23 protein-coding genes and 1 pseudogene are annotated in these 24,267 nt (G+C 45.7%); 11 read left to right on the top strand and 13 right to left on the bottom strand.

Translation table 11 applies throughout. The features are described from left to right. Positions 1-69: 69 nt before the first annotated feature. The 3 genes from AYY16_RS20915 to AYY16_RS06155 all read right to left on the bottom strand — a co-directional run bounded on the left by AYY16_RS20915 (position 70) and on the right by AYY16_RS06155 (position 3,064). Positions 70-486 (bottom strand): cytidine/deoxycytidylate deaminase family protein, encoded by a 417-nt coding sequence (locus AYY16_RS20915; protein ID WP_235846228.1) that lies wholly within the window; start codon positions 484-486, stop codon positions 70-72. Beyond that, positions 443-1,363 (bottom strand): nucleoside/nucleotide kinase family protein, encoded by a 921-nt coding sequence (locus tag AYY16_RS20910; RefSeq protein ID WP_235846227.1) that lies wholly within the window; start codon positions 1,361-1,363, stop codon positions 443-445. Before AYY16_RS20910 ends, AYY16_RS20915 begins: the two co-directional genes overlap by 44 nt. Positions 1,364-1,621: 258 nt before the next feature. Next, positions 1,622-3,064, bottom strand: a complete 1,443-nt coding sequence (locus AYY16_RS06155) for a catalase (protein WP_067363409.1) — start codon at positions 3,062-3,064, stop codon at positions 1,622-1,624. Between the two features lie 371 nt (positions 3,065-3,435). Between AYY16_RS06155 and AYY16_RS06150 the strand changes: the two genes are divergently transcribed. After that, complete coding sequence (locus AYY16_RS06150) at positions 3,436-3,963, top strand: YfaZ family outer membrane protein (protein ID WP_067363404.1); 528 nt, start codon at positions 3,436-3,438, stop codon at positions 3,961-3,963. Positions 3,964-4,076: 113 nt separating this feature from the next. Here the strand turns inward: AYY16_RS06150 and satP are convergent, their stop codons facing one another. Next, positions 4,077-4,646: an acetate uptake transporter gene (satP, locus tag AYY16_RS06145; RefSeq protein ID WP_067363401.1), complete on the bottom strand. Its 570-nt coding sequence runs from the start codon at positions 4,644-4,646 to the stop codon at positions 4,077-4,079. A gap of 932 nt (positions 4,647-5,578) precedes the next feature. Here satP and AYY16_RS06140 point away from each other — a divergent pair. Then, positions 5,579-5,779, top strand: coding sequence for a hypothetical protein (locus AYY16_RS06140; RefSeq protein ID WP_067363398.1), 201 nt, complete (start codon positions 5,579-5,581; stop codon positions 5,777-5,779). Between the two features lie 207 nt (positions 5,780-5,986). Here AYY16_RS06140 and AYY16_RS06135 read toward each other — a convergent pair whose 3' ends face one another. Next, positions 5,987-6,133, bottom strand: a complete 147-nt coding sequence (locus AYY16_RS06135; protein WP_156664957.1) for a GhoT/OrtT family toxin — start codon at positions 6,131-6,133, stop codon at positions 5,987-5,989. A gap of 1,024 nt (positions 6,134-7,157) precedes the next feature. Here AYY16_RS06135 and AYY16_RS06130 point away from each other — a divergent pair. Together AYY16_RS06130 and AYY16_RS06125 are read left to right on the top strand one after the other, a co-directional pair. Then, complete coding sequence (locus AYY16_RS06130) at positions 7,158-8,612, top strand: alanine/glycine:cation symporter family protein (RefSeq protein WP_067363395.1); 1,455 nt, start codon at positions 7,158-7,160, stop codon at positions 8,610-8,612. Between the two features lie 185 nt (positions 8,613-8,797). Beyond that, a complete protein-coding gene (locus AYY16_RS06125; protein WP_067363391.1) occupies positions 8,798-9,448 on the top strand; it encodes a CatB-related O-acetyltransferase in 651 nt (216 codons plus the stop codon). A gap of 44 nt (positions 9,449-9,492) precedes the next feature. On the opposite strand, the gene AYY16_RS06120 is transcribed toward AYY16_RS06125, so the two are convergent. Then, entirely contained in the window at positions 9,493-10,191 is a 699-nt protein-coding gene (locus tag AYY16_RS06120; RefSeq protein ID WP_223861123.1) for a glutathione S-transferase family protein, read from the bottom strand. Positions 10,192-10,311: 120 nt separating this feature from the next. Here AYY16_RS06120 and AYY16_RS06115 point away from each other — a divergent pair, with 120 nt between their 5' ends. Further along, positions 10,312-11,145 (top strand): N-acetylmuramoyl-L-alanine amidase, encoded by an 834-nt coding sequence (locus tag AYY16_RS06115; RefSeq protein ID WP_067363388.1) that lies wholly within the window; start codon positions 10,312-10,314, stop codon positions 11,143-11,145. A gap of 210 nt (positions 11,146-11,355) precedes the next feature. On the opposite strand, the gene yidA is transcribed toward AYY16_RS06115, so the two are convergent. Both yidA and AYY16_RS06105 read right to left on the bottom strand, forming a co-directional pair. Then, a complete protein-coding gene (yidA, locus tag AYY16_RS06110; RefSeq protein WP_067363385.1) occupies positions 11,356-12,162 on the bottom strand; it encodes a sugar-phosphatase in 807 nt (268 codons plus the stop codon). Between the two features lie 307 nt (positions 12,163-12,469). Further along, complete coding sequence (locus tag AYY16_RS06105; RefSeq protein ID WP_067363382.1) at positions 12,470-12,853, bottom strand: helix-turn-helix domain-containing protein; 384 nt, start codon at positions 12,851-12,853, stop codon at positions 12,470-12,472. A gap of 245 nt (positions 12,854-13,098) precedes the next feature. On the opposite strand from AYY16_RS06105, the gene mgrB reads away from it, so the two are divergent. Both mgrB and AYY16_RS06100 read left to right on the top strand, forming a co-directional pair. After that, positions 13,099-13,206, top strand: a complete 108-nt coding sequence (mgrB, locus tag AYY16_RS19580; protein WP_235846251.1) for a PhoP/PhoQ regulatory lipoprotein MgrB — start codon at positions 13,099-13,101, stop codon at positions 13,204-13,206. Positions 13,207-13,355: 149 nt separating this feature from the next. Beyond that, positions 13,356-14,756, top strand: a complete 1,401-nt coding sequence (locus tag AYY16_RS06100) for an amino acid permease (protein ID WP_067364793.1) — start codon at positions 13,356-13,358, stop codon at positions 14,754-14,756. Positions 14,757-14,843: 87 nt separating this feature from the next. Here the strand turns inward: AYY16_RS06100 and pagP are convergent, their stop codons facing one another. Then, positions 14,844-15,449 carry a lipid IV(A) palmitoyltransferase PagP gene (gene pagP, locus AYY16_RS06095; protein WP_067363378.1) on the bottom strand — a complete coding sequence of 202 codons (606 nt, stop codon included), beginning with the start codon at positions 15,447-15,449 and terminating at the stop codon, positions 14,844-14,846. A 542-nt stretch (positions 15,450-15,991) separates the two neighbouring features. On the opposite strand from pagP, the gene cspE reads away from it, so the two are divergent. The 3 genes from cspE (at position 15,992) to rluF (ending at position 18,299) form a co-directional block, all read left to right on the top strand. Then, complete coding sequence (cspE, locus tag AYY16_RS06090) at positions 15,992-16,201, top strand: transcription antiterminator/RNA stability regulator CspE (protein ID WP_067363376.1); 210 nt, start codon at positions 15,992-15,994, stop codon at positions 16,199-16,201. Between the two features lie 389 nt (positions 16,202-16,590). Further along, the gene (thiD, locus tag AYY16_RS06085; RefSeq protein WP_067363373.1) at positions 16,591-17,388 is read left to right on the top strand and encodes a bifunctional hydroxymethylpyrimidine kinase/phosphomethylpyrimidine kinase; all 798 of its coding nucleotides are present in this window, start codon (positions 16,591-16,593) and stop codon (positions 17,386-17,388) included. A 47-nt stretch (positions 17,389-17,435) separates the two neighbouring features. Continuing rightward, the gene (gene rluF / locus AYY16_RS06080; RefSeq protein WP_156664956.1) at positions 17,436-18,299 is read left to right on the top strand and encodes a 23S rRNA pseudouridine(2604) synthase RluF; all 864 of its coding nucleotides are present in this window, start codon (positions 17,436-17,438) and stop codon (positions 18,297-18,299) included. A gap of 217 nt (positions 18,300-18,516) precedes the next feature. Here the strand turns inward: rluF and fbaB are convergent, their stop codons facing one another. The 3 genes and pseudogenes from fbaB to trhP all read right to left on the bottom strand — a co-directional run bounded on the left by fbaB (position 18,517) and on the right by trhP (position 22,403). Further along, the gene (gene fbaB, locus AYY16_RS06075; RefSeq protein ID WP_067364790.1) at positions 18,517-19,566 is read right to left on the bottom strand and encodes a class I fructose-bisphosphate aldolase; all 1,050 of its coding nucleotides are present in this window, start codon (positions 19,564-19,566) and stop codon (positions 18,517-18,519) included. 180 nt (positions 19,567-19,746) lie between these two features. Continuing rightward, positions 19,747-20,646, bottom strand: coding sequence for a lipid kinase YegS (yegS, locus tag AYY16_RS06070; protein ID WP_067363370.1), 900 nt, complete (start codon positions 20,644-20,646; stop codon positions 19,747-19,749). Positions 20,647-21,012: 366 nt separating this feature from the next. Next, positions 21,013-22,403, bottom strand: a pseudogene (gene trhP / locus AYY16_RS06065) (prephenate-dependent tRNA uridine(34) hydroxylase TrhP). Between the two features lie 218 nt (positions 22,404-22,621). Between trhP and AYY16_RS06060 the strand changes: the two are divergent. Further along, positions 22,622-23,383 (top strand): hypothetical protein, encoded by a 762-nt coding sequence (locus AYY16_RS06060; RefSeq protein WP_067363367.1) that lies wholly within the window; start codon positions 22,622-22,624, stop codon positions 23,381-23,383. Positions 23,384-23,547: 164 nt separating this feature from the next. On the opposite strand, the gene baeR is transcribed toward AYY16_RS06060, so the two are convergent. Then, positions 23,548-24,267, bottom strand: coding sequence for an envelope stress response regulator BaeR (gene baeR, locus AYY16_RS06055; protein WP_067363364.1), 720 nt, complete (start codon positions 24,265-24,267; stop codon positions 23,548-23,550).

Below are 24,267 nucleotides of genomic sequence, written 5' to 3'. Positions count from 1 at the left end.
TCATATTCTTCCGATGAAAATATTTCAAACAAATGCTTGGCTTTTTCTCTGAAGTCAGTATTATTTCTCTCAAATGGACTGTATTTTTTTTTTCTGAAAATCATTTTCCAATCCATCAAGTGAACGTAAGGAGCAAGGAAGTTGACCTTTTGGTACATCATTCCATCCAACAGATTTTATTGAATTTTCAGAATCAAGAACGACAGCACCTACTTGCCTGGATATACATCCTGAGTTGAGTTTTGCAGCATATGCAATCTGCATTGTTCTTTCCATCGTAGTTGGTGTTATTAATCCAGGATGTAACATTAATCCTATATACCATGCGATCTGTGACTTTAGAGCGTTATTATTATCTGGTTCATGCTTTGGATTGTAAAAATGAATATCTGATAGTTCAATACACTTTTTCACATTCTGTGATGTGAAATAATGATAGTCATCAGTAGTTGATTTTATTAACTTGCCACTTTCTTTTTTTATCAATATCATCAATTTCGCTATCAGAAAATTGTCTGTGCTTTCTCAGGTAGGCTTGCCTATCTTCATCATTAGTATTAATTGATATTAAGTGGAATGCAGAGTATCGATCTCTAAAAAACTTAACTTCATATGGGTTTCTTAGGGTATCAATAGCTATACGTGTAAGTTTGTTTTCGGCGTTATTATTTAATTTAATTATTTTAACTAATGTATTTATAAGCTCTGGAATTATAAATATATTTTCCGTATCCAATTCTTTATCTGCATAAGCACCGTCGATTTTCCCTATTTTTCGTATTGAGTTACCAATTTCTTGATAAACTTTGATATACAATCCATTGTTTATTTTATTAAGTGATTCTTTAAATTTAATAGAGTATTCTTTTAATATTTTGAAAAATTCATTATGCTCTATTTTTATAGTTCTATAGTTTTCTTGACAGTCTCTCTCCAGTAGTTTTAAAAAATCCTGTTTGAAATTAATATCATTCCTACAATCAGAGAATATTTGAGATATTTGTTCAAAATTTGAATTTTGTAGAGTTGGTTTTTTATCACTAGAAATAATTTGTTTGACAAAGCCAATGAAGTTATCCTTACCTGTCTTCAAAGCATATAGTGTCAATAGATTACTAATAGTTATAACATCAAAATCGATCCAGTGGTTTTTCGTATAATTCTTTATAATTTTGTATCGTATAGAGTTTAAACCTGAATATATATTTTCAACGAGATTAGATTCAGGGAATGTTAATATTTTTGTTCCTAGCAATTTTGCAGTAGTTGTGCAACCAGAACCTGTTCTCCCGGTTAGACCGATGAGAATGAATTCTGAGTTACTCATAAGTAAACTGCTAATTGCTGTTGATGTATCAGACATGACAACACCTATATTAAAGTAAGATTATTTACTCTATGAATATATTAACAATTATATTTTTTAGCAAATAAAGTATAAATATAGTAATGAATATACGTGATAACACTTATTGGTTAGGTAATTACATTATGGTGACAAAATTATCTGGCAGGGGTTTTGTGGGTTTTATTTATAGAAACTCTTTTTATTATGTTCTTGTAAATAACAAAAAACCGCAGAGGTGCACGACCTCTCCGGTTATATATTAACAGTAGTCTGTTATTTCTTCAGTTTTGCCATTGCGGCTTCCACACCGGCACCGTAGCCCGGATGAACCTGTTTAAACAGATCAATCTGACGTGCCTGTGTTTGCGGTGCAGCCTGAATAAGCTCCCCGGCGATACGGGCAAACATGCGCTGATGCTCGGCATCACTGAGTAATTCATACAGCGCACGCGGCTGGCTGAAATAATCAGTATCTTCGCGGTGGTTCCAGTGATCAGCAGCCCCTTCAATGGTTAATGGCGGCTCGCTGAAATCCGGCTGTTCCTGAAAAAGCCCGGCACTGTTCGGCTCATAAGTTTCACTGTTACCGCTGTTACCATCGATACGCATAGCGCCGTCACGGTGATAATTATGGAACGGGCAGCGTGGCTTATTGACAGGTATCTGGCTATGGTTCACACCTAAACGATAACGCTGTGTATCGCCGTAGGAGAACAAGCGCCCCTGCAACATTTTGTCCGGTGAGAAACCAATCCCCGGCACTACGTTGGCGGGATTGAATGCAGCCTGCTCCACATCAGAGAAATAATTCTCCGGGTTGCGGTTCAGTTCGTAATAACCGACATCCATCAGCGGATAATCCGCATGCGGCCAGACTTTGGTTAAATCAAACGGGTTATACGGGACTTTTGCGGCATCCGTTTCCGGCATTACCTGAATTTGCAGATTCCAGCGCGGATAATCCCCGTTTTCAATTGCATCATAAAGGTCGCGCTGTGAACTCTCGCGATCTTTACCGATTAATTGTTCGGCTTCATCATCCATCAGGTTGGCGATCCCCTGCTGGCAACGGAAGTGGAATTTCACCCAGAAACGTTCATTATCACTGTTGATAAAGCTGTAAGTATGGCTGCCGAAGCCGTGCATGTGGCGAAAACTCTGTGGCAGACCGCGATCACTGACATCAATGGTTAACTGGTGCAGTGATTCAGGCAGATGCGAGAAGAAATCCCATTTATACGCCATATTGCGCAGATTAGTACGCGGATCCCGTTTAACAACATGGTTCAGATCCGGGAATTTCAGCGGGTCACGCAGGTAGAATACCGGGGTATTATTACCCACCATATCCCAGTTACCTTCTTCCGTATAAAACTTCAGCGCAAATCCGCGGATATCGCGCTCTGCATCAGCGGCACCACGTTCACCGGCAACGGTTGAGTAGCGGGCAAACATGTCAGTTTTTTTGCCAACCTGAGAAAACAATTTAGCGCGGGTAAAGCGGCTGATATCGTGCGTGACGGTAAATGTACCAAATGCACCGGAGCCTTTGGCATGCATACGGCGCTCAGGGATCACTTCGCGGTCGAAATGCGCTAGTTTTTCAAGAAACCAGACATCCTGTAATAACATCGGTCCGCGTTTTCCGGCGGTTATCACATTATTATTATCAACAACGGGTGCGCCCGCCGCTGTGGTTAATCCTTTCTTTTTCATCACATATCTCCAGTCGGTAAAATAAACAAACAAGCTGAGATGCAGAAACTAGCGCGATGTACACAATCAGCAGTGTGGTTAGTCAGAAATTTTGCGCAGCATTATTGTTTTTATCTGAATTTTTGACTTGGTATAAAATATAGCACTGTAAGAAAAAGAATGTGTCGATTTGATAGATTGGTTAGACCTATTGATCGTGTGGATATCCTTATTCATTCAAACTGCAGGTTCGTTGGCTACATCCTGAATGACATTGGGTATAGATAACTTTACATAAATAGTAAATTATTAACTTTCAAATGGTTAGCATTTCAGAGAAAATGCTCAGAACCCTGTCTGATTTTAATGTGGTGGCATAATGAAAAAAATATATGGCGGCTGCGGCTGCATCACTGATGTTTGTTGCTGGTGCGGCAAATGCGGTATCAATGAGTATGCAGGCCGGTAAGAAATATACCGATATGAATGTTGGTTTCGGTAACCCGAATGCCGGTTTATCGTTTGATGGTAACTGGGCGCGCAGTGATCATGCGGGTCAGCTCGGCGGTGCCAGAGCTAAATTTGCCTTTCCGTTAGGTCCTGTCTCTGCCAGCATCGGCGGGAAAGCGCTGTATCTGGACCCGGATTCCGGCAAAAAAGGACTGGCAGTTGCACCCGGCGTGGGTGTGGCGTGGAGTATTATGCCGTCACTGAGTGTTTACGGTGAATATTATGGTGCGCCGTCAGCACTGGTATCCGGTAACGATTCATATAAAGAAGCGAATGTGGGTGCTAACTGGACAGTTTTTGCGCCGCTTAGTGTGAACGCCGGCTATCGCAAAATTGAAGTGGAATCAAACAACGGTCATGAAAACCGGATTGCCGATGGTGCATATCTGGGTGCCGGGCTGAGTTTCTGATTATTACCCTTATATACCCTTTTGAATGACGTTGGGTATATGTTGGGCAGAATAAATAAAAACCCGTTCACTGAGTAGTGAACGGGTTTTTTAATACGGATAATTCAGGGTTATTACGCGTGGCGTTCGCCAATCGGTAAAATGGTCCGGCCGTATTGTTCGTTCAGAACTTCAGCCATGGCCAGATAGAATGCGACGGCACCACACAGGATCCCTTCATAACCGGCAAATTTCAGTATTGTTGCATTACCGGTAGCATTTCCGATAACGAGTAAAGCAAACAAAATAACCAGTAAGAAGAATACTGCGCTCAGCGCAATGTTCGCCTTCAGTGTGGCAATAAACATAAAGAAAGAGAAAATACCCCACAACGCCAGATAAACAGCCAGGAATTCATGGCTGGTTTCAACGCCGAATCCCATTGACGGCATAACCATGATGCCGACAAGACTTATCCAGAAAAAACCGTAAGAGGTAAATGCAGTCGCGCCGAATGTATTTCCTTTCTTAAACTCAAAAATACCTGCAATTATCTGTGCTATTCCGCCGTAGAAAATTCCCATGCTCAGGATAACGGATGCCATCGGGAAAAATCCTGCGTTGTGAACATTCAGCAAGATAGTTGTCATACCAAATCCCAGTAAGCCTAACGGGCCGGGATTCGCAATACGAGTAGAGCTCATATAACCTCAATCAGATAAATAAAAGAGAGACACACTATTCAAAGGCGCGAATCATAATGGGAAATCCGGGGGAATACAACTATAAAAAACTGGTATCGGCAGCGATAATGTTAATTATTAATATTTTGTAAAACAAGATGTCTTGTTTACGACAGATTTGTTTAAAAATGTGGCAGATCCTGTCTGGTCCGGACCTTTTCAGGGGAATGTAAGATATTAACCCGCACGATGAGTATTCTAAATAAGATTAAGCAAAGTTGCGGGGTGTTTATTTATTATATAACGCGGGTAAATAATAAAAGAATGAAGATAATGAAATAATATCGTAAGTGAAATTATGCAATCAATAAATTCCCGGGTTGAAGAATAAAGTAAATGATACGTATATTTCTTTTATTGATTACTGGTTAATGCTTATGACTATCGTAGTGTGTAAATACTGAAAACCCACACTAAATGTTAAGTAATAAAGAGAATCTCTGCTTGTTGAAGAAGTATTGATATTTTATATGATTAATATAATCAATAAGTGAGTACGGCACAGGGGCCGGCATTCATTAAGATAATCATAATATAGTCTGTTATTGAGTCGCAGAAATTTTTTATAAATTTATGTATATTGGTGGCGAAAAAAGTATATATCGCATGATATAGTATTTATCGAAATGTAACTCAGAAGTAACAATAACAGTCAGGGATAACACCTAAATAGTGTAAAATATTGAAAATAAATGAGCATTTTATGTTTTTTGAAAAGTGCTACCTGAATATTATGTTTTTCTTTGAACATTAATCGCAATGTGACGATAATTAATTATTGAGAGTTTTTTTTTTGGATTATTCTTACTGACGCATTAGTGAACAGCAATCCCTTTCCTTCGGTACAGGACGGACAGGGGAGTAGTTATATTATAAGACAAATAGGCACAATTATGATTTCAGAACGAGTAAGCGACGCATATGTCTATGGAGAAATTTGCCAGGTAATTGGCAGGGCGGCAGTCCTTTTATGCAAAAGTGGCGAGCCTGTTACCAAAGAAGCCATTCAGGTTATGTTGGAAATATATTCAGAACAACAGAATGATGATTTCATGAATGTAATTTATGAAAAAGCTATCAATGCGATGGATTGATTTTCTGCGTTATTATTTCTGAATGGTGTTACTGTTTTTACTTTTTTCTACAACAGCAGACTAATTACCTTAGTAAAGGAGAACACCGCCACAGTCTTTATTCCTCTTGTGGTTGCTGTTCTCCTTTATTGCTCCTTTCATGAGTATTTTTACTTGCTTCCCCCGCCGTGATATCTGACGTTGGATCTGTCAGTTCAATAGGCGTGATCAGAACAATGAAAACAGAATAACCACCGGTAATGACATCGGCCAGGTCAGGGCTATCAGCAGACAACTGAGCAGGCGAAAAAGCGGGTTCGGATCTTTTGTCAGAAAAAAGGTCAGAATAAATGAAAAAAAGACCCACTGTGGCATAGATAGTCAGTACGAGTTGCAGAGAGGACATAACGGTTACATTAGTTAAACTGATGCAGATAGTTTACATCACACAAAAGACCCGTAACAGAATAAATTATGATAAATTTGTTGCCGCAGCGTGATTGTTTACCGGTGATAATAATATAAATTTCAGGTAAAAAAAATTGCCGGTCAGCTGACCGGCAAAAATATATATTAAGAGCAATGCATACAATCCGATATATAACAGATTATATAGCGATAGGTTAGCGTAAAGTTGCCTGTACGGGAAGTGTTTTTTACCGGGTTTGTGTCTGAATGCAATGTTTACCTCCTTCTTTGGGTAAAACCGGGTTTTCTGTGTTTTCAGAGAACCGACAGGAGAGTGATCTATTATACGGTATCACCTGATATAATAGCTTGAAAATATATCCGGACTCACACCCATTAATATATCAGTAAAAATTAAACATAAATACATAATAGCTATTCCCTATTGGTTTATTTAAATAATTATACAGCCGTTAGAGATGCCCCCGGTTATCTGTAATGATTTACCTGGGTTAATGGTTATGTTTAAATCATAAGTAACATAGGAAAGTAAAATAAAAATAGCAGAAGTAATATACGATTAAATTAAACATATGTTTTAGATAAAGTAGCGCGATGATTAAGGCTATAAATTGAAAGTGATACCAGTGTAATTTAACCGCCACCGACGCGCCCTCATTAAGTCATTGTTTTTTATTTTGATTTTTAATTATAATTTTTTTCATTTTTTATGTGCGATTTTTTGTTTTTTACGTGCGGTCTGATTTACATTAAACAGTAACGTGTATAAATAGAAAACAAAAAAAAATGAATAAAAAAAATATACAGGAAAATAACTCTTATGGTAAAGTCTGGTTGATTTTTAATAAGAGGGTGTCTTTTTTTTTAAACAATAATAATAGTTCAGAGATGACAACACCTATATTACCTGTCATTCGTTAAGGCGATTGTTTGCCGAAAACCTGCCATAGCAATATAAAGAGGTATAACTTTGACCGACATAATTAATACGTTAAACGGACTGCTCTGGAACCACCTGCTTATCTATTTATTACTTGGCGTCGGATTGTATTTTACTGTCCGTACCGGATTTATCCAATTCCGTCACTTCGGACATATGTTCAGTGTGTTAAAGCACAGTAAGAAATCGGATAAATCCGGCATCTCGCCATTTCAGGCACTCTGCACCAGCCTGGCAGCACGGGTCGGCACCGGAAATCTGACCGGTGTTGCAATCGCGCTGACAGCCGGCGGACCGGGCGCTATTTTCTGGATGTGGGTGGTCGCATTAATCGGTATGGCGACCTCTTTTATTGAAAGTACACTGGCGCAACTTTATAAAACCCGTGACGATCAGGGAAATTACCGGGGCGGACCTGCTTATTATATGGAGCGGGGTTTGAAAGCCCGCTGGATGGGTGTGATTTTCTCTGTTCTGCTGATTATTGCATTCGGGCTGGTGTTTAATGCTGTGCAGGCTAACTCTATTGCACAGGCATCAAAAATGGCATTTGGCGCAGATGAGGGGTACGTCGGTATCGGGCTGGTGGTGCTTTGCGGGATCATTATTTTCGGTGGTGTGCGCTCTATTGCCCGGGTGGCTGAGTTAGTTGTACCCGTCATGGCGGTTGCTTATCTGATCCTCGCGTTCTGGGTGATGGGGCATTATGCCGAGCGCCTGCCGGAGATATTCCTGCTTATCATAAAAAGTGCGTTTGGCTTGCAGGAAGCGGTATCCGGTGCGGTGGGTTATGGTGTGGCACAGGCGATGATTAATGGTGTGCAGCGCGGATTGTTCTCTAATGAAGCCGGTATGGGTTCGGCACCGAATGCGGCAGCATCCGCGGCTCCGTTTCCGCCACATCCGGTGTCTCAGGGCTATGTCCAGATGCTGGGTGTCTTTATGGATACCATTGTGATTTGCAGCGCAACAGCGATTATTATTTTGTCGTCAGGCGTGCTGGATAATCCGCCGGATCAGGTGAACGGAATTGAGATCACACAGTTGGCACTCAGTTCAGTGATTGGTGACTGGGGCGCTATTTTTGTCGCGGTAGCTATCTTCTTTTTTGCTTTTACCTCGATTATTGCGAACTATGCTTATGCAGAAAGCAATATGGTCTTCCTGGAGCATAAACACACCAAAGGGCTGTTTGTCCTGCGGTTGGCGTCTCTGGGAATGGTTATGTTTGGTGCTTTATCGGAAATGCCGTTAGTCTGGAAAATGGCAGATTTCTCGATGGGTCTGATGGCGGTGACTAATCTGATCGCGATTCTGCTGTTGTCCGGCGTTGCATTTAAGCTGGCAAAAGATTATAACCAACAGCGCAAAGCGGGAAAATTACCGCACTTTGACATCAACCTTTATCCTGAAATCCAAAAGCAGGTTGAGGACGGTATCTGGGAAGATGCGCCCGAGCCGCTGGTTGAACAGAAAGCAAATTAGTTAAGATAGTAAGAAACCTTTCTTTTGCACCCGCTCCGGCGGGTGTTTTTATAAACGGGAGACAGTGATGGAAAACCCGCGTCTGAAACGGGCGATTATTGCCCGGAGTGATGTATTTTTGAACGCGAATACATCACCATAGAACAGCGTTCTGTGGTAATCATTTTATAAAATTGAGATTTACCATGAAACAGAAACATTGGTCCGTCTGTGAGCGGTTACATGAAACCGTGACTAACCCGAATATCTATATTAAAGGCACCCACAGTTATTACAGCGATTGCTGGGACAAGGGCTTTGAGAGCTCGGTCGTCCGCTATTTACAGGGCGATGAGGTCAGTCGTGACTGGCAGCTCAGCTGGGATGTCGATAAATTATATATCGGTGATTATGTCTGTATCGGAGCGGAAGCGGTGATCCTGATGGGCGGTAATCATACACACCGCCATGACTGGTTCAGTCTTTATCCGTTTGAGGATGTCATTGATGCCGCGTATATCGGTAAAGGTGATACGCATATCGGAGATGGTGCCTGGATTGGCATGCGGGCGATGGTAATGCCCGGCGTGACGATTGGTGAGGGCGCGGTTATTGCGGCAAACAGTGTGGTTGTCCGTGATGTGCCGCCTTATACTATTGTCGGCGGTAATCCGGCAACCTATATCCGTTCCCGGTTTGATGATGACACCATCCGTGAGCTGCGGGCGCTGGCACTGTATGACTGGCCGGAAGCGAAATTTACCGCACTCAGACCGCTGATTTGTGCCTCTGATATTGCCGTTTTGAAAGCCGCATCACAGCAGTATGACCTTACGGAAAATCCGGACAGGCAGTAAATACGAATATAAGTAAAGACACCCGCAGCTGCGGGTGTTTTTGATTAGCCTGCGGTATTTGCCGCGGCTTCTTCCCGCAGACGGGCGCGGTGCAATGCCGGACGCGTCTCAAGTGCGGCAACATACTGTGTCAGTGTTTCGGATATCGGCAGGCCCAGTGTCGTTGCCCAGCGCGATATGTGAAACAAAAAGATATCTGCCACAGAAAACGTATTATTACATAACCCTGTTTTTCCGCTGATCTCTTGCTCAATCAGGACAATTGCCCGCAGGAAATCAGCTTTAGCCGGCTCAATCAGCGCCGGATTGCGTAGGGTTTCAGGCCAGACAACCGCATGTTTGAGAATAGTCCAGAGCGGGGCTTCCAGCTCTGAAATAATATAGGCCAGCCACTGATTGACGACTGCCTGTTCGCGCAGATCCTGCGGATAAAGTTGCCCGTTACCATAGGCTTGTGCCAGATAAATACAAATAGCGGATGATTCGAAGATAACCATATCCCCGTCAACCAGAGCCGGGACTTTTTGATTTTTCCCGGGCGTGTGTTTTGTAGCAGACATCACATTGACAAAGTGGCACTGATAATCAAGTCCAAGCTCTTCGGCCACCCATGTTGCGCGGATGGAGCGTGATTTCGGGTAGGTATAAATATCCATTTTAATCTCCGTATGAACAAAAACAGCGGCAAAAACATCAGTTGATCCTGCCTTCAGGGCATAGCGCCCGGGCCGTGAAGTCGTCATAATACACCGCACTGATACTTTCCTTGTTATTATAATATGTGCGTTATACCAACGGGACAGATCCGCAGTACCGGTAACCATACCGGATAAGATAACATGTTGTTTCACAGGATAAAAAAGATGTGGCGTTGCGTGTGTTTAGTGTGTGCGCTGGTATTAACAGGATGCAGTAATCAGAGTCATTTTATTGATCGCGGTGATTTTATTGTCGATCCGCGGAATATCAAAGAGCCGTGGCTGTCAAAACCCAATGATTATCTTGTTTTTCATTATACCGCGCTCAATGATGAGGCATCATTACGGGTGCTGACTGCCGGAGGGGTGAGTGTGCAGTATCTGGTACCGACAATCCCGGCGCGGCGTGACGGTAAACCGGTGGTGATACAGCTGATCCCCGAAGGCAGCGAGGCGTGGCATGCCGGGAAAAGTTACTGGCGGGGAGACACCAGTCTGAATAAAAACTCCATTGGTGTTGAGATTGTAAACCTCGGTGTGGAAAAATTATCTGTCGGTCAGCGCTGGCTGCCGTATCAGACCGGGCAAATCGACCTGATTGTGAAGCTGGCTCAGGATGTTATTGAGCGTCATAATATCCGCCCTGAAAATGTCGTGGGACACAGTGATATTGCGCCGCAGCGTAAACTGGATCCCGGACCGATGTTTCCGTGGGAATACCTGGCGAAGCGCGGGATAGGCGCCTGGCCTGAAACACGCGATGTACAGCGCTTTCTTGCCGGACGTCATCCGTCAGATAAGATAAATGTCCGTGAGTTACAGCAGGCGCTGAAACAGTATGGTTATGATATTGCGGTTACCGGCAAAATGGACGGAAAAACCCGTAATGTTATCAAAGCGTTCCAGATGCATTTCCGATCAGATAAAGTGAATGGTGCAGCAGATGCCGACACACTGGCGAGAGTGAAGGCATTGGTTTACCGTTATGGCTCTAAATAATATTACCCTTATTCATTCAAACTGCAGGTTCGTTGGCGGCATGAAGCCTGCCTGGTCACATACTGATGTATGCTCCCCGTCAGTCTTCCCTTGCCGCCTGCCTGCATCTTGAATGACGTTGGGTATATACCCTTATTCATTCAAACTGCAGGTTCGTTGGCGGCATGAAGCCTGCAGGGTAATGATTTATCTGAATACATTTAATTCCGGTTATACAAATTTTTGGATTGCGACAGCCACGCCATCTTCATCATTTGTCGTGGTTACAAACCCGGATTTTTGCTTAATATGCTCTGCGGCATTGCCCATCGCAACGCCGACACCGGCATATTCCAGCATGGAAATATCATTATTCTGATCGCCGATACACATCACTTTGTCCGGTGTCAGTCCCAGTTTTTCAGTGATAAGCGCGACTGCTTTCCCTTTGGTGGCATTTATTGCGGAAATTTCCACAAAATGCGGGGCGGTCCGCAAGATATTGTAGCTGTCGAAAGAAACCTGCGGAATAAAACCGGCCGCTTCATTCAGCCGGACAGGATTATCTATCATCATAAATTTACTGAACATCATTTCGCTGTCCATCTCTGCCAGCGGGCAGTAATTCAGCTGAGTCTGCGTCAGATAAGCATCCATCAGCGTGTAATAACTGATATCCCGGTTGGCGGTGTACATTTCATTGCTGCTCAGCACATGGAAATGGACATTTATTTCCCGCGCCAGCGACTCAAAATAGCGGTAATCCTCAAAATCCATCGGGGTTTCCATCACCGGTTCGCCATTTTCAGCCTCATGGATAACCGCGCCGTTATTACTGATGCAATAACAGTTCTCTTTATTCAGTCCCAGTTCAGTGAGATACGGCAGGATCCCGTTAAACGGGCGTCCGGAGGTCAGAATGATATGCAGCCCTTTCTCTTTTGCACGACTGACAGCGGCACTGACGGCAGGGGTTATCTGGTGATAAGAATTAAGCAGAGTGCCATCCAGATCAATGGCAATAAGTTTTACGGACATGCAAACTCCTGAAAACAGTGACAACAATATACCCGTCATACTTCAGGATGCCGGGTCGTTGACTACGCTCAGCCCGCATCCTGAATTATTCAGAGTATAAATCATTAAAATGTTATGCCGCCATTTAGCTGATATGTCAATAAAACAGCCCGGTTGCCGGAGGATATCGCCATTTGCCTTTAAAAACAGAGAGGAACATGGTGATAGCGCAGATGGACGGCCTTTTATCCTTTAAATACGGACACTAAATACGGATTCCAAAATCATATAACTAAATATAATTCTGTTATTAATTGTTTAAGTTGCCTTAGTTACAGTCGTGAGTGAAATGCCAGGGCTCTTTGATATCCAGCTCAATCTCAGGATTCTGGCGGTAGTCGTAGGGGGTGATGTTATATTCTTTGCGGAACATATAGGTGAAGTGAGATTGCGACCCGAAACCGAAATCCAGTGCGATATCAAAGATAGTCTGTTCACTGCGGCGCAAAGCAGTGACCGCACCGGCAAGACGGCGCTGACGAATATATTTGCCGAGAGAAATGCCGGCAACTTCTTTGAAGATTTTCTGCATGTGCCAGAGGGAGTACCCAGAATAGGCAGCGAGCTCTTCAAGATGGATAACGCGACCCGGATGGTTTTCTATCCACTTACTAAGGGCGCACACCAGTGCTATATGATTATCTTGCAGCATTACGATTTCGACTCAGTTTCAGGGTTTTTCAAGTATACAAGTTTATTTCATTATGACAAAACAGGGCGTTATCTGTTTATGCACTTTCTGCGGACTGACATGATTTTTTGTGAAATGGCACATTCAATCAGCCGGTACGTGCATCTGGCAGGGAACATAACTAAATCTTTTTAACGGGTATAATTCAGATGAAAATAGGTGAAAAATGAAGAAAGCCGTGATTATCTTGCTGCTTATTATTGTCGGTGTGCTTTTTTTATATCGCAGCGCTGGACAAGTACTGTGACCAGCGTGAGGATTTTATGTTGGGGATCTGCGAAATTACAAAATTTATTCCGTCTGAGAAGGGGTGATGTCGGTCTTTTCCCTCTGATTATCTTGTTGTTAACGGTATTCAAGTCAGTGAAATGATGTTTTAATAACGGGCTTAAACTTTTGCGCCGTCCAACGGCGCGCCGGACGCATCGTTCAGCATAATAATATGGCCGTTACAGAGGATAAAATGTCAGAGGTACAGCAAGAGCAGACGCTCAAGCGTGGTTTAAAAAACAGACATATACAGCTTATTGCATTGGGTGGTGCTGTTGGTACAGGGTTGTTCCTGGGAACCGCAGAAACGATTCAGATGGCGGGGCCTTCTGTCCTGCTCGGCTATGCAGTAGCCGGGTTTATTGCATTTCTTATCATGCGCCAGCTTGGTGAAATGGTGGCGGAAGAGCCGGTTGCCGGTTCATTTAGTCACTTTGCCCATAAATACTGGTGCGGATTTGCCGGGTTTTTATCCGGCTGGAACTACTGGGCGATGTTTGTGCTGGTGGGCATGGCTGAGCTGACAGCCGTCGGTAAATACATCAATTTCTGGTGGGATGTACCGACCTGGGTGTCTGCGGCGGTGTTCTTTGTACTGATAAACCTGATAAATCTCGTGAACGTCAAAGTTTACGGGGAAACTGAATTCTGGTTTGCCATGATAAAAGTCGTGGCGATCCTCGGTATGATCCTGTTTGGTGCCTGGCTGTTACTCAGCGACACCGGCGGGCCGCAGGCGTCTGTGACCAATCTCTGGGAACTGGGCGGATTTATGCCTAATGGCTGGAAAGGGCTGATTTTTGCCATGGCCATTATTATGTTCTCCTTCGGCGGGCTGGAGCTGGTCGGGCTGGCGGCGGCAGAAGCGGAAAATCCCCGCTACAGCATTCCTAAAGCGATAAACCAGGTTGTTTACCGTATCCTTATTTTCTATATCGGATCGATTGCCGTCATTTTGTCACTTTATCCGTGGACTAAAATTGTCGAGGATGTCAGCCCGTTTGTGCTTATTTTCCGTGAGATAGGTCATGCATTCGGGGCGGCTGATTCGTCGCAGGGAAATGTTAATTTCTGGATAGCGCACGCACTGAATGTCGTGGTACTGACGGCGGCACTCTCTGTGTATAACAGCGGTGTGTACAGCAACAGCCGGATGCTTTACAGCCTGGCGCGTCAGGGCAATGCACCTTCATTTCTGAAAAATATCACTCCGCGCGGCGTGCCGGTGAACTCGATTATGCTCTCCGGGCTTGTCACTTCAGCCGGGATACTGATTAACTACCTGTTACCGAAAGAGGCATTTTCTCTGCTGATGTCGCTGGTGGTGACGACGCTGGTGATTAACTGGATTATGATCTGCATCTCCAACCTGAAATTCCGTCAGGCGAAGATAAAAGAGGGTGTGGAGCCGTTCTTCAAAGCACTGTGGTATCCGTGGGGAAACTATATCTGTCTGGCGTTCCTGGCCTTTATCCTGGTATTGATTGCGCTGATGGATGGCTCGCGGATCTCAGTTATTCTGTTACCGCTCTGGATTGCCTTCCTCTGGCTGGCTTACCGTTATTATGAGCGCCGCCGGGCAAGCAAAATATAACTTGAATGACGTTGGGTATAAGCAATAAAAAAAACCGGGGAATTCCCCGGTTTTTTATTTATGTTGATGGTCAGAATATACGGATGGTCAGAACTGCCAGCGCGCCCACATAAACAATACGTTACCGTTATTGTATGTGCCCGGAATATACGTAGCCTGAATAGCAAGGCGGTTATATTCAATGGATGCCAGCGGCAAAGGCACCGGGATAGGAATGTAGTGATAATCATCCCGCGCAGTCACTGCCAGGGTAAAACCGGCACCGGCTTTAAATCCCCCGAGACCGTTTGGTGTCCACATCTTCTGAAACCCGTAACCGACAATCGGCTCCCACTTATTGTGTGAATCTTTAAATGCCATGGCATATAACGCATGCCAGTCATTATCATCATCATAATAGGATTTACCGAATCCGGCGCCCCAGGGCTTTTCATTATACGTATCTGTTTTTTCTTTGTCGTAGGTCAGTCTGTTGTGCCATGTCCAGAACGGCACATACACATCATATTGATCCGAATCCCAGGTCCTGGATACGTTACGTTTAAAGGTATCCCACAGCCCTTCAGAAGCAGGCGCTTCGCTTGTGACGTTGTCACTTTTTGATGTAACCTGTTCCTGAGCCATCGCGGGGAGGACAGGGAGCAGCAGCGAAGAGAGTGTCAGCGCGCTGATGGCAGATAAAGCAAGCTTCATGAATGACTCCTGGTGTAACAATAATCCATTCTTTCAAAACGGCTATATTCATCATACTTCCGGATGCCCGGCTGAGTTCGTCGCCTGCCTGCATCCTGAATTGAGCATATCTTGCTGATAACAAGAAATGTTAATTTATAGACTACAATGATAATAACATAAACGTCATATCATTTTCACACAGTCAAACTGATTTAAAGCCAAATAAAATAGCCATACGCTAAGATAACAGCCCGATTCTTAGTGTGGAAATGATGAACCAGAGAACCTTACCTGTCTTTTAAAAAAGGCACAAAACTGAAAAATCGTTATGTGTTAAAACACAAGAGGTTATGAAATTTGTGCATAATATTACCGGAATCGGTTATTAATATTTCTAAATATGTGCACCAGATCTTCCCCCGGAAAAAACAACTTGATTTCCGGACTATCCTATGTGATAACTCAAATGGGTAAACGAGGTACGCTTCTGTTTTTTAAGCAGTAACGACTAGTTTGTATTCGCCATAATATTGGCAATTTGTAGGATAGGAATTTTATCAATGGCTAAACTTAAAGGCACGGTTAAGTGGTTTAACGAATCAAAAGGTTTTGGTTTCATCACTCCAGCTGATGGCAGCAAAGATGTATTCGTACATTTCTCTGCAATCATGACCGACGGATTTAAAACACTTGCTGAAGGCCAACAAGTTGAATTCGAAGTGCAGGATGGTCCTAAAGGTCCTGCTGCGGCTAACGTCACCGGCGCATAATCATCACCGGCAGATTATCTGCCTCTGATATATGTTCTGTTAACGTAATGAATGCGACAGCCTTATAGCCGTTATCATGACGAGTGTATATCACTGACGCAAATTCAGACCCCGTGCCCTTACCGGCGCGGGGTTTTTTTTATGCTCATTTTTCAGGTAATTTCATATATACCCAACGTCATTCAAGATGCAGGAAGGCGGCAAGCTCCGATTGCCGGGGAGCATACACAAGTATGTGACCCGGCGGGCTTCATGCTGCCAACGAACCTGCAGTTTGAATGAATAAGGGTATAAACAGCTAAAGAATGACCGTCATGGGCGGTGGTTTCCCGCAGGCATATGCGTATAATTAATTATGCGGTTTCCGGGCGGAATAAACAGGAGCACAGGTGAGAATTAATGCATTAACGATTGCCGGAACTGACCCGAGTGGTGGCGCGGGTATTCAGGCCGATTTAAAAACGTTTTCGGCATTAGGTGTTTACGGCACAACAGTAATGACCGCGCTGGTGGCACAAAATACCTGTGGTGTGAATTCTGTTTATCCGGTTGATCCTGATTTCATTGCCGCTCAGATGGATGCGGTGTTAACGGATGTGCGCATCGACAGCAGCAAGATAGGCATGCTATCCAATGCGGCGGTGATTGAGGTTGTGGCGGATAAATTGCGGCAATATGCATTACCCTGTGTGGTGCTGGACACCGTGATGTTGGCGAAAAGCGGCGATCCGCTGTTAAACGCCGATGCCGTTGATTCATTGATGTCAGTATTACTTCCTCATGTATCCATTATCACGCCGAATCTGCCGGAAGCCGCAGCACTGCTGAAAACTGACCCTGCCACCAATGAAAAAATGATGCAGGAGCAGGGCGGGGCCTTACTGGCGGCGGGTGCAAAAGCGGTATTACTGAAAGGCGGGCATCTTGACAGCGCGGAAAGCCCTGACTGGCTATTTTTACCGGAAGGCAGTTGCCGCTTTACCTCCCCGCGGATTGCGACCAAAAATAGTCACGGTACCGGATGTACCTTGTCTGCGGCACTGGCGGCATTGCGCCCGCAGTGTGCGGATTGGTATGACACGGTTGCGGCGGCAAAACAGTATTTACACGGTGCGCTGGCAGCGGCAGACAGCCTGGATGTCGGGCGCGGACAGGGGCCGGTTCACCATTTTTATCAGTGGTGGTGATATAACGCGGTAATTCGTGTATATTGCGCGCTTTTCAGGGGGAAGATATGGAAACTGATTCGTCTGTACGTCTTAACAAATATATCAGCGAAAGCGGCATCTGCTCCCGCCGTGATGCAGACCGCTATATTGAGCAGGGGCTGGTGATTATCAACGGCAAACGTGCGGCTATCGGCTCGCAGGTGATGCCTGGTGACGTAGTGAAAGTTAACGGACAGCTTATTGAAGCGCGGGAGCAGGATAACCTGGTCTTAATCGCGCTGAATAAACCGGTCGGCATTGTCAGTACGACAGAGGCGGGCGAGAAAAATAATATTGTCGATTTTGTCAATCACAGCGAGCGTGTTTTCCCGATAGGTCGCCTGGATAAAGACTCTCAGGGATTGATTTTTCTGACAAACCACGGTGACCTGGTGAATAAAATCCTGCGTGCGGGTAATGATCATCAGAAAGAGTATGTGGTAACGGTCAACAAGCCGGTGACGGATGAGTTTATCAGCGGCATGAGCGCCGGTGTGCCGATTCTGGGCACCGTGACTAAAAAATGTAAGGTGAAGCAGGAAGCGCCTTTTGCTTTTCGTATCACGCTGGTTCAGGGGCTTAACCGCCAGATCCGCCGGATGTGTGAACATTTTGGTTATGAAGTCACTAAACTTGAGCGCGTGCGTATCATGAATATCAGCCTGACCGGGTTACCGGTGGGCGAATGGCGTGATTTAACGGATGATGAGTTGATGGAACTCTTTGATGCGATTGAAAAATCATCATCAGAAGATAAAAAAGTCAAAAAACCGGCGGCTAAACCGCAGAAGCGGGATATCAAAGTGAATGTTGCACCGCCTGTTTATCCGGGATCTGATAAACAGAAGAAAAAAAGAGAGCAGCACAGAGAACAACCGGCAGCGCTTTAATCAGGCAGGCAGAAAGAAGAAGAAAAGATAACACTGCGTTTGTTATAAAATTATCTGCCGCTGATGTAATAATGCGGATAACGGGCAGCAGAACGAAAAGCATGCGCGTCATGGATGACGCGCCTGAGCGTACAGGGAAGTATTTACAGCGTCTTTTCGTTTTGCCCGTTATCCGCAGGTTCACCGGACTGACAGAAAACAGCCCGTGTTTTCAGGATTACGCAATCGTCACATTCTTATCGAGATACACATCCTGCACCGCATTGATTAATGCAACCCCGTCTTTCATCGATTTCTTAAAGGCTTTGCGCCCCAGAATCAGCCCCATTCCGCCCGCACGCTTGTTAATCACCGCAGTACGCACAGCATCAGCCATATCATTGGTGCCGGATGCACCACCTGAGTTGATAAGCCCCGCACGCCCCATATAGCAGTTCGCCAGCTGATAACGCACAAGATCAATCGGATTCTCCGTGGTCAGTTTGCTGTAGACCCGCTCATCAGTGTGACCGAAACCGATGGCGTTAAAGCCGCCGTTGTTTTCCGCCATTTTCTGTTTAACGATATCGGCACCAATCGTTGCTGCAAGGTGGTTAGCCTGCCCGGTTAAGTCAGCACTGGCATGGTAATCAACGCCATCTTTTTTGAACTCAGGATTGCGCAGATACGCCCACAGCACTGTCACCATACCCAACTCGTGGGCGCGTTCAAAGGCGGCGGAAATTTCTTCAATCTGACGGCGGGATTCAGGTGAGCCGAAGTAAATTGTTGCACCCACGGCAACGGCACCCATTTCAAACGCCTGATCTACACTGGCATACAGAGTCTGGTCATATTGTGCCGGTAAGCTCAGGGTTTCGTTGTGGTTGATTTTAACCAGGAACGGAATACGGTGTGCGTAGCGGCGGGCGACAGATGCCAGTACGCCGTAAGTTGACGCGACACAGTTACAGCCGGCTTCGATGGCGAGTTCCACAATATTTTTCGGATCAAAATAGAGCGGGTTTGCTGCAAATGACGCACCGGCTGAGTGTTCAACACCCTGATCGACCGGCAAAATAGACAGATAACCGGTGCCCGCCAGCCGTCCGTGACTAAACAGTGACTGCATAGAGCGCAGGACTGTATTCGGGCGGTTGTTGTCCATCATCACGCGGGTGACGAAATCATCGCCCGGCAGATAAAGATTTTCTTTTGCAATGGTAGTGCAGGTATGTCCGAGAAGGGAAGAAGCATCATTGCCTAACAATTTAACGATATCAGTCATGGTATGTAAACTCCGGTTTCTGTAACGTGTAATACCCTTATTCATTCAAGCCGCCGGTTCGTTGGTGGTGTGAATGACGTTGGGTAATAGCCTTATTCATTCAAACCGCAGGTTCGTTGGTGCAGGGAAGCCTGCATTCTGAATGACGTTGGTTATAAAATTGTCACGGATTGTCATAGATTATGTTGAAGATAACAACCCGCAGTGTGGCGGCAACCGGCACTGGATCGCTTCAGGCAGCAGCTGAAAGTCAAATTGCTGTCCTGTCAGCGGCTCTCCGTCCAGGTTAAACACCATATCGTGCTTTGAGGTGATCGTGATATGTGCGCTGTATTTCATGATTACGCCGTCTGCGCTACCCTCGTTAAACAGAGTATTCCACAGTGATCGCGGCCAGTTTCGCTCCGGCAGAATGGATAGATTAAGCAGACCGTCATTGATTCGGGCATCCGGACAGATCCGGTGTCCGCCCCCGGCCTGACAGCCATTTCCCACACCAATCACCAGCGCATCATCCTGCCAGTGAAAATCGTCACAACTGATGGTGCAGTGATCGGCTTTCAGCAGATCCTGACGGGTTAAGCCGTGGAGAAAATAGGCAGCTCCGCCGAGGCTCTTTTTCAGAGGCTCCGGGGTATCGGTGGTGATTTTCGGACCAAACCCGCCTGTTGCCATATTGATGAAATAACGTGATTCATTGACGCAGCCAATATCAATGGCGGTGACATTACCTTTTACCGCCAGCATCAGCGCATCAGTCAGGTCAGCCGGAATACCGGCAGCAGTAGCGAAGTCGTTGGCAGTGCCAAGCGGCAGGATGCCGAGAACAGGGCGTTTCTCTGAGGGGCGCTGCATTAATGCATTACATACCGCATTGATTGTTCCGTCGCCACCGGCGGCAATGACGGTGGCGGCATTGAGGGAGACCGCTTCCTGAACAAAACGGGGAATATCATCAGACTCCCACGTTACACGTACCTGAATGTTTTCACCGGTGTCCCGCAGGTGTTGTACTGCCTGACGGATACGTTCATCTGAGGCGCGTTTTCCGTTAAGAACTAATAGATGGGGAGTGGTCATTTAGTGACTCCGTATTATACCCTTATTCATTCAAACTGCAGGTGCGTTGGCTACGCTCAGCCAGCCGGGTCACATACTGATGTATGCTCCCCCTCAGTCTTCCCTTGCCGCCTGCCTGCATCCTGAATGACGTTGGGTATAGTTTAATTATTTAAAAATAGCTAACGAAATACAGATATGCCAGTGATTTGTCGGAAAAAGAGGGGGATCGCACAAAAAGAAAAGGTTGGCTCAAGGGAGATTGAGCCAACTAAGGAGGTGGTTCCTGAATTATAATAAACGTTTTAGTTCTTCATTTTCTCGTCCGATACTACGAAATAACCGGAGTGATTGTTGTGATCGGTTTCGAAAATTCAGAACATTTACCTATTTTGTTGCCGCAGCGGCATCAATGGCGTCAGGAACATGCGGGTTACGTGTGCTTGTACCCGGTAAGTTACGGATAAGCAAAGCAAATTCCAGGTCAACATCATCAGGAACCGGCAGATATACAATATGTCCGTTACCCGGTGCCACATCAGTGGATTCACCTTTACGGGTGGTTATTGAATCCAGAGTGAAGCTGATATTGCCGTCCGGCGTCATCAGTTCCAGCTGTCGCCGACAAGAAATTTATTTTTCACATCGACTTCGGCAAGACCATCCACACGTTTACCGGTAAATTCACCGACAAACTGCTGCGAATCGGAAACAGAGTAACCGTACTCATAGGTCTGATAAGACTCATGGGTATGACGGCGCAGGAAGCCTTCTGTGTAACCACGATGTGCCAGACCTTCGAGCGTAGTCAGCAGGGATGCATCAAACGGTTTTCCGGCAACGGCGTCATCAATGGCGCGGCGGTAAACCTGTGCGGTGCGGGCGCAGTAATAGAAGGATTTTGTGCGTCCTTCAATTTTCAGGGAATGCACACCCATCTGTGTCAGCTTCTCTACGTGCTCGATTGCCCGCAGATCTTTGGAGTTCATAATATAAGTGCCGTGCTCATCTTCGAACGCGGTCATATATTCACCCGGACGCTGTGCTTCTTCAATCATGAACACTTTGTCAGTCGGTGCACCGGCACCGAGGGTTGGTTCAATATTTTTTACCCGGATAGGCTCCTGCTTGTGGACAATATTACCGACCACATCTTCTTTGCCTTCTTCCACTTTATATTCCCAGCGGCAGGCATTGGTGCAGGTACCCTGGTTCGGGTCGCGCTTATTGATATATCCGGAGAGCAGGCAGCGGCCGGAGTAAGCCATACACAGCGCGCCGTGGACAAAGACTTCCAGCTCGATTTCCGGCACATTTTTGCGGATATCGGCTATCTCTTCAAGAGACAGTTCGCGGGAGAGGATCACACGGGTCAGTCCCATCTGATGCCAGAATTTCACTGTCGCCCAGTTAACGGCATTCGCCTGGACAGATAAATGGATGTCCATCTGCGGGAAGTGCTCGCGCACCATCATGATAAGGCCGGGATCAGACATAATCAGTGCATCCGGCTCCATCGCAATGACCGGTTCCAGATCACGGATAAAGGTTTTCAGTTTGGCATTATGAGGCGCGATATTCACCACGACATAGAATCGTTTGCCCTGTTCGTGGGCTTCTTTAATGCCTATTGCGAGGTTTTCGTGATTGAATTCGTTGTTACGCACGCGCAGGCTGTAGCGGGGTTGTCCCGCATAAACGGCATCGGCACCATAAGCAAACGCATAGCGCATATTCTTCAGCGATCCCGCCGGAGAGAGTAATTCAGGTGTAAACATGTTGTATTCCGTCTGAGTTCAAGTCAGCACCCTGCCGGTAAGGCAGGGCGTAATTAAGGCTCGGGATTCTAGCGCGACCGGGAGCCGGTATCAAATAAATTACTGAAAATGGCATGAACATCCGATGCTGATTTGCTATAGTTTCGCCAAATTATTGATATGGCGTTAACATTCGCCGTATATATATCATTCACTATTGCCTGTTACAGCGTGGATACATGGAAAAACGACATATTGCAGTGTGGGTCGGTCTGGCTCTGAACCTGATTTTCTGGGGAATTATTTCCTGGATCCCATCCGCTCTTGAGCCGTACCGCGACGAGCTGGATTATCAGATGCAGCAACTGCTGGAAGTTATACCGGCAGTGAAAATGCTGATGGGCGGCGGGCTTGTGGCGCAGTTAGCCAGTCTTGCGTTTTTACGCAGCCAGCCGAAGCTGTCCATGATCCTGGCGATGATCGGCGGTATTATCTTTGTTCCGCTGGGATTTGTGTTTATTGCCGGCAGCTTATACGACTATAACCGCGCCGTGTATCAGTCACTGAAACCGGTACCGAAACTGGCACAATTACCGTTTGAGGTGCTGCTGAAATTTAATAAACAGCGCCAGATGAATATGGCGCTGATATTGGCGGCTGTCGGTGTGGGTATTTTGTTTGTCGGTATGGATATCGGCGGGCTGATGGTTGCCGTGGGCATTGTGCTGTTTATTAACGGACGGCGCATTCAGTATTACCCGATGCTGGCCATTGTGGGTGATAACCTGCTGTTTACCCCGAGTCAGTACGCTATCTGCTATGAAGCGCCGCTGAGTGCGTTTTCACTTGTCAGTGAAAGCCGTGCAATGATTAAATTACACATCAAAACCGCAGAGTTGGATCGCACATTCCGTATCGCGAAAGCCGATTTATTACAGGATGCCGACAATACGCTTGAGAAGATTGTATCGCGGATCAAATCGCCTTCTCTGATTAACTGAGTGTCAGACGGCGGGTTTTGCCCGCCGTTTATACCCTTATTCATTATTCATTCAAACCGCAGGTTCGTTGGCTACGCTCAGCCAGCCAGGTCACATAGTTTATCTATGCTCCCCGGCGGTCAGAGCTTGCCACCTGCCTGCACCTTGAATGACGTTGGGTATAACTATATAATATTGGCAGTAATAATTTCTGTATTACCACCTTCCCAGCGATACCCCAGTCCATACACCGAATGTATAAAATCCCGTCCGTTATCTAACTGTTCCAGCTTCCGGCGCAGGTTTTTAATGTGGCTGTCAATGGTGCGGTCTGTAACAACGCGGTAATCATCATACAGATTATCCAACAATTGATTGCGCGTAAGCACGGTGCCCGGTTGTGACACCATAGTGCGCAGCAGGCGAAATTCCACCTGAGTCAGATCCAAGCTATGCTCTCCGCTGCGCACCTGATAATTTACTTCATCAATAATCAGTACATCAGATTTATCCTCTGATGGCTCCTGATTGCGCTGACAGCGGCGCAAAATCGTCTTGATGCGGGCAACCACTTCACGCGGGCTGTAGGGCTTGCAGACATAATCATCTGCGCCGATTTCGAGCCCCAGCAGGCGGTCGATCTCTTCTGTTTTTGCCGTCACCATCATAATGGGGACGTCACTGAACCGGCGGATTTCACGACAGAGTGTCAGACCATCTTTCTCCGGCAGCATTAAATCCAGCAGGATAAGATCAGGCCGGTTCTCCTGCACCCAGGCAGTCACTTCACCGCCGCGCGCCAGCCAGTGCGTGCGGTAGTGAGCGGCGTGCAGATAATCCATCAGTAACTGAGCCAGTTTCGGCTCATCTTCCACTATCAGGATACGTTCAGCATTCTCTTCCAT

Origin of the sequence: Morganella psychrotolerans (assembly GCF_001676155.1) — a bacterium.
Classification (GTDB): domain Bacteria; phylum Pseudomonadota; class Gammaproteobacteria; order Enterobacterales; family Enterobacteriaceae; genus Morganella; species Morganella psychrotolerans.
This window is presented reverse-complemented; position numbering and strand designations above follow the sequence as displayed.